Annotated in this window: 14 protein-coding genes, 1 tRNA gene and 2 riboswitches; of the genes, 3 read left to right on the top strand and 12 right to left on the bottom strand. The window is 42.4% G+C overall.

Annotated features, from left to right (window positions below):
• Positions 1 to 359 precede the first annotated feature (359 nt).
• Positions 360 to 2,021: a glycoside hydrolase family 13 protein gene (locus tag ACTWQL_RS16010; protein ID WP_443143489.1), complete on the top strand. Its 1,662-nt coding sequence runs from the start codon at positions 360 to 362 to the stop codon at positions 2,019 to 2,021.
• A 46-nt stretch (positions 2,022 to 2,067) separates the two neighbouring features.
• Here ACTWQL_RS16010 and ACTWQL_RS16005 read toward each other — a convergent pair whose 3' ends face one another.
• The 4 genes from ACTWQL_RS16005 to ACTWQL_RS15990 form a co-directional block, all read right to left on the bottom strand.
• Positions 2,068 to 2,973 carry a DUF899 family protein gene (locus ACTWQL_RS16005; protein ID WP_443143425.1) on the bottom strand — a complete coding sequence of 302 codons (906 nt, stop codon included), beginning with the start codon at positions 2,971 to 2,973 and terminating at the stop codon, positions 2,068 to 2,070.
• A 140-nt stretch (positions 2,974 to 3,113) separates the two neighbouring features.
• Positions 3,114 to 3,503, bottom strand: coding sequence for a nucleoside deaminase (locus ACTWQL_RS16000; RefSeq protein ID WP_443143488.1), 390 nt, complete (start codon positions 3,501 to 3,503; stop codon positions 3,114 to 3,116).
• Between the two features lie 55 nt (positions 3,504 to 3,558).
• Positions 3,559 to 4,029: a GNAT family N-acetyltransferase gene (locus tag ACTWQL_RS15995; RefSeq protein WP_443143424.1), complete on the bottom strand. Its 471-nt coding sequence runs from the start codon at positions 4,027 to 4,029 to the stop codon at positions 3,559 to 3,561.
• A gap of 75 nt (positions 4,030 to 4,104) precedes the next feature.
• The gene (locus ACTWQL_RS15990) at positions 4,105 to 5,673 is read right to left on the bottom strand and encodes an alkaline phosphatase family protein (RefSeq protein WP_443143423.1); all 1,569 of its coding nucleotides are present in this window, start codon (positions 5,671 to 5,673) and stop codon (positions 4,105 to 4,107) included.
• Between the two features lie 180 nt (positions 5,674 to 5,853).
• Between ACTWQL_RS15990 and ACTWQL_RS15985 the strand changes: the two genes are divergently transcribed.
• On the top strand, positions 5,854 to 6,033 hold the full coding sequence (locus ACTWQL_RS15985) for a hypothetical protein (RefSeq protein WP_443143422.1): 180 nt from the start codon (positions 5,854 to 5,856) through the stop codon (positions 6,031 to 6,033).
• A gap of 360 nt (positions 6,034 to 6,393) precedes the next feature.
• On the opposite strand, the gene ACTWQL_RS15980 is transcribed toward ACTWQL_RS15985, so the two are convergent.
• The 5 genes from ACTWQL_RS15980 to ACTWQL_RS15960 all read right to left on the bottom strand — a co-directional run bounded on the left by ACTWQL_RS15980 (position 6,394) and on the right by ACTWQL_RS15960 (position 9,908).
• A complete protein-coding gene (locus tag ACTWQL_RS15980; protein WP_443143421.1) occupies positions 6,394 to 6,702 on the bottom strand; it encodes an iron-sulfur cluster biosynthesis family protein in 309 nt (102 codons plus the stop codon).
• A complete protein-coding gene (sdaAA, locus tag ACTWQL_RS15975) occupies positions 6,635 to 7,609 on the bottom strand; it encodes an L-serine ammonia-lyase, iron-sulfur-dependent, subunit alpha (RefSeq protein WP_443143420.1) in 975 nt (324 codons plus the stop codon). The genes ACTWQL_RS15980 and sdaAA overlap by 68 nt, the downstream gene beginning before the upstream one ends.
• A 16-nt stretch (positions 7,610 to 7,625) precedes the next feature.
• Positions 7,626 to 8,123, bottom strand: a complete 498-nt coding sequence (locus ACTWQL_RS15970; protein ID WP_443143419.1) for a serine dehydratase beta chain — start codon at positions 8,121 to 8,123, stop codon at positions 7,626 to 7,628.
• A 67-nt stretch (positions 8,124 to 8,190) separates the two neighbouring features.
• Positions 8,191 to 8,264, bottom strand: a riboswitch (glycine riboswitch).
• Positions 8,265 to 8,362, bottom strand: a riboswitch (glycine riboswitch).
• 141 nt (positions 8,363 to 8,503) lie between these two features.
• A complete protein-coding gene (locus tag ACTWQL_RS15965; RefSeq protein WP_443143418.1) occupies positions 8,504 to 9,610 on the bottom strand; it encodes an oxidoreductase in 1,107 nt (368 codons plus the stop codon).
• A gap of 223 nt (positions 9,611 to 9,833) precedes the next feature.
• Positions 9,834 to 9,908, bottom strand: a tRNA-Gln gene (locus ACTWQL_RS15960).
• 121 nt (positions 9,909 to 10,029) lie between these two features.
• Here ACTWQL_RS15960 and ACTWQL_RS15955 point away from each other — a divergent pair.
• On the top strand, positions 10,030 to 10,290 hold the full coding sequence (locus tag ACTWQL_RS15955) for a DUF6154 family protein (RefSeq protein ID WP_443143417.1): 261 nt from the start codon (positions 10,030 to 10,032) through the stop codon (positions 10,288 to 10,290).
• 10 nt (positions 10,291 to 10,300) lie between these two features.
• On the opposite strand, the gene ACTWQL_RS15950 is transcribed toward ACTWQL_RS15955, so the two are convergent.
• The 3 genes from ACTWQL_RS15950 to ACTWQL_RS15940 form a co-directional block, all read right to left on the bottom strand.
• Positions 10,301 to 10,603 (bottom strand): hypothetical protein, encoded by a 303-nt coding sequence (locus ACTWQL_RS15950; protein ID WP_443143416.1) that lies wholly within the window; start codon positions 10,601 to 10,603, stop codon positions 10,301 to 10,303.
• Between the two features lie 60 nt (positions 10,604 to 10,663).
• The gene (locus tag ACTWQL_RS15945) at positions 10,664 to 11,527 is read right to left on the bottom strand and encodes an STAS domain-containing protein (protein ID WP_443143415.1); all 864 of its coding nucleotides are present in this window, start codon (positions 11,525 to 11,527) and stop codon (positions 10,664 to 10,666) included.
• Positions 11,528 to 11,716: 189 nt separating this feature from the next.
• Positions 11,717 to 12,316, bottom strand: a complete 600-nt coding sequence (locus ACTWQL_RS15940; RefSeq protein ID WP_443143414.1) for a class I SAM-dependent DNA methyltransferase — start codon at positions 12,314 to 12,316, stop codon at positions 11,717 to 11,719.
• Between the last annotated feature and the right edge of the window lie 86 nt (positions 12,317 to 12,402).

The raw sequence follows: 12,402 nt of genomic DNA, 5'->3' as shown, positions 1-12,402 counted from the left end.
TACAAAAAGGAAAGAGGTATCATAAGGATATTAACTAATGCAAACGCTTGCACTAATTTAATAATGACTAAGTATAAAGAAAAGGCTTTTTTCGCAAACTTTGTTGCTCTTGAAAGTTGTTGATTTCCGCTCCAGGATGCTCGCTTTCCTCGGGGCGTGCGGTGAGCCCGCAGGACAAGGAAAGCATCGGCAGCGTTATATCGCACGAAGAAAATGCGATTTTCATTTTCGAGGAGTCTCGCACCTTGCTCTCCAATCAACTTGAACAAGGTGAGTTTTTGAAAATAACTCAAAAGCAACAATCTTTAAGAAAAGAGCCTAAGAAAAAGAGACAGCTTTGCTTTAGAGGAGAGAAATATATGGCTAAAAAATGGTGGAAAGAAAGTGTTGTTTATCAGATCTATCCGCGCAGTTTCAAAGACAGCAATGGTGATGGGATCGGCGATATTCAAGGCGTGATTTCAAAATTGGATTACCTGAAGGATCTTGGCATTGATGTTATCTGGATTTGCCCGATCTATCAATCTCCTAACGCCGATAACGGCTATGATATCAGCGATTACAAAGGTATCATGGATGAATTCGGCTTGATGGAGGATTTCGATCAATTATTGGCTGAGACTCATGAACGCGGAATGAAATTGATCATGGACCTTGTCGTCAACCATTCCTCTGATGAGCATGCATGGTTTATCGAATCGCGGAAATCAATAGACAACCCATATCGTGATTACTACATTTGGCATTCTGGGAAGGATGGCCGCGAACCGAATAATTGGGAATCGATTTTCGGCGGTTCTGCCTGGAAGTATGATGAGAAAACGGATGAGTATTACATGCATATTTTTGATGTAAAACAGCCTGATTTGAATTGGGAAAATCCAAAGGTCCGTGAAGAAGTTTACGATATGATCAATTGGTGGCTTGATAAAGGTATCGATGGTTTCCGTGTCGATGCAATCAGCCATATCAAAAAGGTTCCCGGATTCCCTGATATGCCGAACCCCGAAAATAAAAGATACGTCCCTTCCTTCGATGGTCATATGAACCGTGAAGGCATCGATGTCTTCCTTCAAGAATTGAAGAAGGAGACATTTGATAACTATGACATCATGACCGTCGGCGAAGCCAATGGTGTGAAAATTGAAGATGCGGAAGATTGGGTAGGTGAAGAAAATGGGTACTTCGATATGATCTTCCAATTCGAACATATGGGGCTTTGGGAGAAAGGAAATGACACGACATTCGACCTGATCCATTTTAAAAAGATCCTGACTGATTGGCAAAAGGGATTGGAAAATCGAGGTTGGAATGCACTCTATCTTGAAAATCATGATCAGACCCGCTCGGTTTCCCGTTTCGGCGACGATCGGAAATATCACAAGGAATCCGCAAAAGCATTGGCTACCTGTTACTTTTTAATGCAAGGTACACCTTATATCTATCAGGGGCAAGAGATCGGGATGACGAATGTGAAGTTCCCTTCTATTGAGGAGTACAATGATGTCGGGATGCTGAATTTTTATAAAGAAGGGCTTCGTGAAGGGGAGACACATGAAGAACTGATGGAGGTCATCTGGACGAAAGGCCGTGACAATTCCCGGACACCGATGCAATGGAACGATAGTGTATACGGTGGATTTTCGAATTCCAAACCGTGGCTCGGCGTCAACCCGAACTACACCGAAATCAATGTGGAGAACCAACAGGATGATCCGAATTCTGTCTTGGCCTATTACAAAAAATTGATCCAGGTGCGTAAGGAAAACGATGTGCTCGTTTACGGAAATTATGATTTATTATTGCCGGAGCATCCGAAGCTTTATGTCTATAGCCGTATGGTTGATAAACAAAAGGCTTTGATCATCACAAACTTATCCAACAATGAAGCGAAGTTTGATTTTAATGAGGTAAAAGCTGGTCCGGACAGAAAACTTATCCTCACGAACTATGATGAAATCGACGAAAGTGGAGATGTTGTAACCCTCAAACCTTTCGAAGCTCAAGTGTATCTGGTTTAATTTATAAGGAAAGGGCTGACCGATTCGCTGGGTCAGCCCTTCAAATTTACCGATTGCTGCTCTCAAAGAGGTGGAACTTCATGCCATAGGGGTCAGCAACCATGATGCTTTTCTCATTGTATTCCTTCGTAACTTTGCATCCCTGTTCCAACAACAGCTCTTTCATGCCCTCAAAATCATCGGTCGAAAACTCGAAATAAACATTGTTGTCATCCGCTTTTTCCATATAAAAATTCATTCCGTTGAAGGATAATTTTGTTTCATTATTCAGGGTTCTTTCAGGTTTCATACCGATTATTTTTTCATAAAATTCAATGGCAACAGGGTAATTTTTCACCTGGATCGCGACATTATTGGTCAGCTGTAGTGATGACCTTTGATTGATTTTACGGTTCGGCTGAAAGGAGCCCTCACGACCTGGCAAAAGTTCGAATAAAGGCCAAACCGAACAGAAGTCATCTCCTGGGCCGAGGGGTGCGTCTGCATAATGAAAGATTTCACCGTTTTCGTTTTTACGGAAAGTAGAAACGCCTGGATGATAGGAGCCATCTTTTTCATAGCCCATGTCTACTTTAAAGGTCGTCCCTTTCGTCGAAACCATCGGGAACCTCCACCCGCGTTCTGCTGCTATATCCTCCTGGTCACTTGGTTCATCCGGGGAACTTACAACAAAGGCAGCCCGTTCGATCAGATGATGATAGACACCATTAAATCCATCAGCCCATAACGTGCAATAGTTACAGCCCTTCCCCATATTATGGATGACAATCAATTCGTCCTTATCAAGGAACAATTCCTCAAGTGTTACTTCTTCATTTTCTTTATTTCTGAATCTGTAGTTTTCAACCCGCTCTTCAGGTACTTCTCTTCTCAATTCTGCCAGCTGTTTTTTCTTTTTTAGGAGTTCTTCACCTAATTGGTTGATTTCTTCAATCAAGGTTTGCGCTTGCATAAAAATACCTCCTAACAAATTTAGAATCCACTAGGTAAATTCTGCATCGATCAGGAGACTCCTTTTTTAAAATGTAAAAAGATGGTTTGAATTTTTGTCAGTAAATTTATTTAATAAAGCCATGAGAAAAAACGATGAAATTACTGAATGACCACTTCTGGCCAGTGATTTTGCTTCCCTCTCCTTAGATCCCATCGAATCATGCGGTCGCGTTGGAGGTTCGCCATATCATCAAAAGGCATGGAAGTGGTTCTGATCTTTTTTAGTCGTGCTTCATATCTTGAATGTTGTCTCAATTCACGAAACCCTCCAAAGTTATTATCATCCAGTGCCCAAACTACTCGTTTGATGTTAGCTAAATAAATGGCACCAGAACACATGACACAAGGCTCGACAGTCGTGTACAACGTGAACTGACGCTCATTAGAGGTTTTTATCATTGCTTCCCTTGCTTTGCGAATCACATCAATTTCTGCATGAGCAGTGGCATCCATTTCCGAATGGACACGATTTCGTCCACATGCAAAAATTTCACCTCTTCCATTGCTATCTAAAGAAAATACCGATCACATTCCATATCATTCATTATTTCAATTCTTTCCGCCACTTTTCAATCCTCCTGCCATCCAACTCGCCGTCACTGTATTTTTCAAAGCCTTGTTTTTCCCAAAACCGTTTTCCTGGTTTGTTTTTTTCTAAAATAGCCAGTCGGATCTCAGTGTGACCATAGCTTTTCAATTTCTCTTCTAAAAGCGCATAAGCCGAACTCGCTAAACCTGTTCCTTGAAAATCACTATGTACGACAAACAAACCGATCCAGGGGAAGCCATCCTTAGGATTCTCCGGTAAGTAATCGATAAGTCCGGTCATATCCTCCCCATATTGAACGATCCAACGCATCGATCCTAATTGTTCGCTTTCCTCATGCTCCTTTAAAACATCAGCATCATCCATTAAAGACTTATCAGTTGACCAGAGGTTAAACTGCGGGTTCGAGTTCATGATCTCCAGCTCGGTTTGGATCATGCTTTTATTATTCGGTATGAATTTAACCATTCTTCCCTCTCCTATTACTTTAGCTCCTTAAAAAATCTTCTTCGGCATTTGTATCCTTTTTTCCTTTAATCACCTTCACTTCGTCATCGATAAAATCCATTTCTTGAAGTCTATAACACGATCAAATTGTGGAGCGTTCGATGTACCAGTAATAATTAGAGGCGTTACAGAATCGGCTTTGTGCAATGATCCATGCCCACCACCACCGATGTGTGTCGGAGTGTGGGAATCGAAAAACTCGTACCCTGGTTCGGCATCCACGATGATGAATAGTCCTTCATGGGAATGCAGTGCACCAAAGAGTCTTGCCAGCCCATCCGGATAATCACCATAGTCAATCTTGCGTCCATTGTTTATTGTAAGATCCATTGCTGAGAAATCACCGTCCAACTCCCACGATTGACCATACTCATCTACATAATTGCTGCCAGGGGCGAAGGTCAGCATTTTATCCGAACCCGGAGCTATTACATGATTTTTCCTTTTATTTTTCCAGGCGATGAAGCCGATCCGCTCATCTTTTTTCAATTCAGTAACCACATCTTCTACGAGTACCCGCTCATCCTTTAGATAGATGTAGGCCATTCGCTCGTTTACTGCCAAAACGATCTGATCACGTTTCTCCAGGGGACTTCCGATTTCCCAGATGTGGTACTTTTTTAAAAGGGATCGCAGTTTAATGAGAGCATCTTGTTTGTCATCCTTTATCTTCGATTGAGCACTATCCCCGTACACCAGCCAGGTGACTTTTTCAATCGCTTCATCCCAACTATCATACAAATTCAGTATAGATTGTAACTGCTCATCGAACTTAGCGATGCCTTCGAGATCCATCGGCCCTTTCTCGTGTACAGATTGATCCATATCTGAAAAATATGCGAGTGTGAAAGCTGGGAGCTGGGCCTTTTTAATCAGATGCTCCACTTCTTTCGCCGAAAATTTATCATTGTAGCCCATCGCCTGCCAAGCATTGTTATTCAACCGGTTTTTTGGGTTATGGTATGAGACAGCACCTAACGATAATATAGGTGGACCTTTCACTGTAGTGTTTTGGGGAATCATATTAAAAATTTGTGCAACCTGAGGGATCTGCAGTACATGCTCTTTTTTTCCTCTGAAAACGAGCCCGTTGATGGATGCGGAATCTTTTTCATTGTTGGACAATTCCTCATATAGGGTTTGCGTGTCACCATTCAAATGGCTTTTATTCAAGTTGATCAATCCATCTTCAACAACCTGGTTGACGCCAAGCCGGTAAATCTCCCCTTTTCCGCTACCGTAATTGATCAAACGATTCTCCGCTTCATCAAACCAAACGAGTCCTGGCACCTCATGCTCATTCGGATGGGTTCCTGTCAAAAGTGTACTGTCAATAGTTACTGACATGGTCGGATAAGAGCTGATCACTTCAGATCGCAGCTGTCCTTTTTCGATCAAAAATTCCATTGCTGGCGCTTTGCCTTTTTCAATTGCTTGCTGTAAAGGTTTCTCCATCAACGAATCAACCAGTAAAAGCACGACTGGCTTGGAAGACGAACCACCTGAATTTTTCTCGAGGGCTTTTGGTGAAGTGGCAAACCCGAACACATATATGGAAAATACAATCAGTAAAATACTGATAATAAATAAGCTGCGTTTTACCATTAAACATTAACATCCCTTGTCAGTAATTTATTCTTAGGGTACCCAGATTGCTTTATCCTATTTTTCGCCTTTATGCTTATTACATGTAAAAATGGGATTGTTCTACTAACATGTTGGGGTCACGGAAGAACACAATAAGTAATGTCTTTCGTTCACTTGAGTAAGGGAGGTATTTACAAAATGAACAGAAGAAACATTCAATGGCTGCCTATCATCGCATCTGTAGGTATTGGAGCTGCTGCTTACAACATGATGTCAGGAAAACAAGGTGGCCAATTGCAAAACATGATTCCAGGAATGGGAACTATGGGTGGCATGGCTGCTGGTCAGTCTAACCAAACAACGAACCAAATGCAGTAACCTAAACGAAGTACTGACTTGAACCGGGTCAGTACTTTTTTTAGTGAACGTTAGGCAAACTTTAGTAATTTCGGGGCAACTTGAGCAATTCAGTAAAATAGACCCGCATCCTAACGTGCAAACCTAAACCTAAACGCGTCACCACCCCAATCTTTTATCCCCAGTACAACACTCACGCTTAAGCACTAATAGTAAAGCACATAAGCTCTTCTGACAGCCTTCGTCTTAGGCTTTTTGTGTTGATAAAAGGAAGAATTGCGCGCAATTCTTTCCATATTTGAATGGGTGGGAGTCATCTTGAGCAATTTCAAAGCCTTCTTTTACACCTACAAAAAAACCACCCGAAACGGCGGGCGGTTTTCAAGCAAGATGACATTCAAGTCCCATGGGTCCCCATTCAGACTCGAACACAAAGCCTGTCTCTGAATGGTAATCCAATGTCAATTCATCATCAAGATTCCGTTTTGTAAAATGATCGACGTAGAACTCGACCCCTTCTGATCGGATGACTGAATCACTCTTTCGTGAATCGTCTTCAATCAATTTGAATTTCATCATCGTTCCGCACCCACCCTGCATTTCAGCATCGATACGGAGAATTTTATCTGTTGCCAACTTCAGCTTTTTCAGTTCGTGAAGTGCCATTTCCGTTATTTTGAGGTTCATCATGATTTCCTCCTCCCAGTCGATTTACAAGACCGGTTTTTGAGAATAGCCGCTCTTTCACCTTCTGACCTGTCGGCGTGATCGCCAATCCTCCTAATGCTGTCTCTTTTAGAGGGCGTGGCATGTTCTTACCAATATCATACATCGTATCGATCACTTCGTCACATGGAATTCTACTTTCCACTCCAGCGAGTGCCATATCTGCTGAAGAAAATGCAATCGAGGTTCCGATGACATTCCGCTTGATGCATGGTACCTCAACCAACCCAGCGACAGGATCACAGACGAGCCCGAGCAAGGATTTCATCGCCATTGCTGTAGCATGAACCGCCTGCTTTGGTGATCCACCTTTTAATTCCACGATCGTACCTGCTGCCATCGCAGTTGCTGAGCCGACTTCCGCCTGGCAACCGCCTGCTGCACCGGAGATGAACGATCGGTTAGCTATGATATAACCGAGCATACTTGCTGTGAACAACCCCATGACCAGATCATCTAGCTCCATGTCGGTATTTTTATGAAGGGAAAATAACACACCTGGCAAAATCCCAGCAGCACCAGCTGTCGGGGTAGCAACAATCACACCCATGCGAGCATTACTTTCTGAAGTTGCCATTGAGCAAGCCATGGCATCACTAATGATCGAACCTGATAAAACGTCGCCCGCTTCAATATAGGCTTTCATTTTCACGGCATCACCGCCGGAAATTCCGCTCGGTGCTTCTGATGCGTCCTCTAACCCTTCTTCAACTGCATGCTGCATCTTCATCAATCGCTCTTTCATCATGTCGAAAATCTCTTGCTTCGATTTTCCCGATTTCACATGCTCCTGCTCGATCATCGCTTCAGCTATCGTCTTATTTTCACGTTCGCAAAAATCGAGCAGATCGGCTGTTGATTGGATATCCATACCGCTCATCTCCCTTTCATGCAACCTCTTCGTCCATACGTCGGACCATCTTTTTCAAATCGTCAAACGTGCTTACAGGTATATCTAATTCCCTGTAATTGTTGATCCTGAAAATTTCAGCAAGTCCTCCGCCTACAGACGCACCACCGATGACTATTTTCCGGGTTCCCAGTTGAACGGTCAGAATCGCGACATTCGGGTGATCGAACTCCTTGCAATTTTCCTCTAACACAAACTCATAGTTCAGATTGGCATCTGAGGCAAAATCATATGCATGTTTGATTCGAGTATCTTCTGTATCGAAGCCTAGCAAACCGCCAAGGATAGCTTTATCTGTACCATGTCCTTGATAAGTTTCCGCAAAAGAATCGAATAACTTGATTTCAACATGGTCCGGCACACCGCCTAAAAGTTCATAAGCCGCTCTGCCGATCCAAACCGCGCCTGCTGTATGTGAACTTGATGGACCAACCATGATCGGCCCGATTATATCAAAACAACTATTGTAGCCCATTGTAATGCCTCCTTCTCAAAGAGAGCTATTTTTTTACACAAAAAATAAAAAGGACAAAGAAGGTGATTTCACCCGCTCTGTCCTTTTTACCTGAGAGATTATTGGTTACCCCTTTGGTGGCTTTCGCGCTCTCCAGAGATGCGTCCGATCGCAGTTCGTTTACCTGAGAGATTTGTTCCATGGTTTTCTGGAACTTGCTCCTTCGGTGTCGGAATGTCCGACTCTCCCACGATCTTCATTCGCATATATTCATTTTATACCATTATGTCGGATTTCGACCCTATTTGTCAATCGTTTTAGAAACCGCTTACACTTACCAATGTGAAAAAGGAAAGTCGCCACGAATATCCAAATGCGACGTGGCTAATCTTTCCCGTGTTCTAACCAGTAATGATTTCTTCCTTCAACTCAATGTCTTTGATTTCAGCTTTCGGCATGAGTATTTCTTTTGCATTGAATTCTTTTAAAGGAGCCTGCTTTTTGATGCGATTAGGTGCATCCGGATTGGCCAAGGCGGTTGTACCAAGGCTGATAAAATCCGCTTGATCTTGATCAATCAGTTTCCGTGCTTTCTCCTGCTCTCCTAATCCCCCATTAGCTATGACCGGGAGACGACTGAATACTTTGGCTGCCTCAGCCAGCGTCTTCGTTCCAACTCCAAAGCCTGGTTCAGAACCATCTCTATCTGTAACGTGAATGTAGTCGAGGGTGGTTTCACCAAGCTTTGAAAAAATCGTAAATGCGTCTTTCTCACCATTCGGCCATTTATATTCCTGATCAGCCACTTTCCCTTGTGAGATTCGAATCCCCACCATAAAGTCATCTCCAACTGCTTGACGCACAACGTCGATGATTTCAAGCATGAATTGAAGTCGTTTTTCAAGGGAGCCACCGTATTGGTCCTGTCTATGGTTCAAATAATCGGTCAAGAATTGATCAAGTAAATAGCCATTGGCTCCGTGGATTTCGACACCATCAAATCCAGCCTCTTTGGCATAGATAGCTGCCTTTACAAAGGAATTCTTCACATTTTCAATTTCATCCAGCGTGAGTTCTTTCGGCTCTTTATACGGACCAGATCCACCGTAGAAAGGGAGCTGCTCTCCTTTTGGAGTGATTGATGAAGGAGCGACCGTTTCATTTGTAAAACGGTTCCCTTGTGCTTGACTCCCAGCATGCATGAGTTGTGCGATTATTTTAGACCCATGATGTTGAACTGTTTCAACAATAGATCGCCATGCCTCCATTTGTTTTTCGTTTGCGATCCCAGGTTGGTTGTGATAACCCTGGCTGTAAGATTCATCAAGATAAATCCCTTCTGTGATAATCGTACCGAAACCACCTCTTGCATATCGTTCATAATACTTTTCCATCCGATGATTTGCTAGTCCCTCGCCTTCCGCACTCACACGGGTCATCGGTGCTACCATATAACGGTTCTTTAATTCAACTTTACCTAGTTTTCCTGTATTAAATAGTGGATCCATCATTCATCCCTCTTTCTTTAATAAAGTGAGTAGATATACTTTTTTATCAGTTAACGTTACAGTAACAGGCGTTCTATACAGTATCAAACAATCCGCTCAATAAAGAAAACTTGGCACCACCAAGCTTTAGCACAGGCTGTACCTTAGTTGCGCTTATATTGAAGAAAGTATTTATACTTTCTTCAAATATAAAAAAAACACCCATCAAGGGTGTCATTATGTATGGCTGGGCTAGCTGGATTCGAACCAGCGCATGACGGAGTCAAAGTCCGTTGCCTTACCGCTTGGCTATAGCCCACTAATGTTGAACACATCTTCTATTATGATTATTATTTTAAAAAATATGCGGAAAAATTTCAAGATTTTACACGTGAATGATGGGCGTCGTCAAGGGCAAATTAACCTTGAGGTGATGATAGATGAAATTGGTCGATGAAATTTATAATACCTTCAAATACCATTTTTCAGCTGATGAAGAAGATATGTATCCAATCGTCTACGGACTGATGGAAGCCAAATCACGAGAAGAAATTTTCGAGCAACTAGAAGAACTGTCCAATGAAGAATTGAATGAAATGGTCACGCTATTTATACTAGAACAGCTACAGAGAAAATTAGCAGAAGAAGGCATCGGCCGTGTAACCCTTGGGCAGGATTACACAGACGATTTTATTCAATAACAAATTACTGTTATTGCTGGTATTCCTGTGCTGCTTTAAAATCTTTTTTGTACCTATCAAACAAAGAGGTCATCCCAACCCCAAATATCGCTGATGCAAATGATTGATAACCTTTTAAAAGCAAATCCACAATAAGGATTGTAAGCAAAAAACCTATAAACAGCGCATATAACCCGAACACATCTTTCGTCTGAATGAGCTTTCTCCATTCGTTGATCAGTTCAAAAAATAGAATAAGTCCGAGCATGACCCGTTCCAATAACAAGTCCTCAGGGTTGGGCATTCCGAAGGGAGTGACTAACCATTGTAACAAAAGTAAAAACAGGACGATGTTCCAGTTGATGTATTTATTGATATGATCCTACCTTCCTGATTATTTGATGTTTTCTTCGCGAACCAAACCATACCCCAGGGCATCAAGTGCTTGCTGTAAAGAAGTATAAATATTCAATTCCTGAAGATCGATACCCAAATTCACAGCTGTTATTGCAACCGCTGAGCGTATTCCAGTAATTAAAGCTTTGACACCAAGGAGTTTAAGCGTAGTGACCAGTTGGAAAATATGATGCGCAACCATCGTGTCAACAACAGCAACACCAGATAAATCGATGACCAGGCGCTCTAATTTCAACTCCTCGCAACGTTCCAACGCTTTTTCTTGTATGGATTTTGCACGATTTGTATCAATATCACCTATGAGCGGCAATACTGCTACACCTGAAAACAAAGGTACGACCGGTACGGAAAGTTCTATCAATGTATTTTGGTACCTGTTTGCGACTTCCAGGTTGTATTCTACATAACTTTTGCTGTATCCAAATACCGCCTGGTCCAATACAGGATCCAAGCTGTTCGCTACTTTAATGATCGTTTCCCCACTTAGCCTTTCTTGTTCTGCAATCTCCGCAATGTACATCCAAATCGCTTTTCGATAATAAAATGTATTTTGAAGAGCCTCAGTAATCGGTACCTCTTTCACGACAGCTTCTTTTCCTTTCTCGCTGCCCCAACTGATCGCTTCATTGAAATCAGCAGGATCACTTTTTTTCAAATTGGTACCGATCAATTCCACCAAACTCAATGCTCTCTCTTCCAAAGCATCCTTCATAAAGAATTCATTATCGGATTGAACAGCTTCCAATCGTAGCCTGACGATATCATCAGCAATCTTCTGTTTATTTTCTAGTATTTTTTCTGCTACAAACGTAACCCTGTCAGTCTCTTCGACTTGATTCATATCGTTCCTACCCCTTTATCAAATAATTTTCTACAATAGTTTTCTTCAAGAAAACCCAATAACCCTGCAAAAATTTTCAAGTGCCAGGCACCATTTCAAACCCCTTGGCACACAACACGTTCTGATTGGTGCCAGGCACCGAATTGGAGTGCTTGGGGCTCTAAGGGCTTCATTCGGTGCCTGGCACTTTTAACGTTTTTTTGCCGCTAAGATTAGGCATAGCGGTATCCGTTTGCGACGTTCATATTCTTCTAGTGAGCTGAACTGGTGCCGTTCAGGGGTCCCTTCTTTCAGATTTTCCAGCGAAAACCCTGATTGGAGTAATTCGTTGACATATTGTTCTGTGGTGCGATGATATTTCGTAACGGGTTGGTTGATCCATGGTTCTGTTCGTTCACCTTGGCTAAAATAATCATCCACAATCCAGTCTGTACGTTGTTTTCCGTCAGCGCTCTTCGTTGAAGCTGTTATAACAGGATGTTGTACACTGAACACAAAACTTCCCCCGTCTTTCAAACCATGATGGACTTTTCGAAAAAGCTCCGACACATCAGCGAGGTAATGGAAGACGAACCTTGAAACAACCAGATCATACGTGTTCGCTTCAATCTGTATTTCATTAAGATCAGCTCGCTCTAAGGTTGCTGTTGTATCCATTAAATTTCGTTCAGCCTCTTCAATCATCTTCTCTGATCCATCCACCCCATGATAGCTAGAAGCTCCTAAAGAAAGAAGATCTGCCCCGAACTGGCCATCGCCACAGCCAAACAAGAATGTTCGTACCGCCAACTTCCCTGATCAAGGACATCAATGCTGGACCTTCCAGCACATTATTTGGACTTTCTCCTCTATTTCGCCTTTTTTGAAATTGTACA

This window comes from Pseudalkalibacillus sp. R45 (genome assembly GCF_052246725.1).
Lineage (GTDB): Bacteria > Bacillota > Bacilli > Bacillales > Fictibacillaceae > Pseudalkalibacillus.
This window is presented reverse-complemented; position numbering and strand designations above follow the sequence as displayed.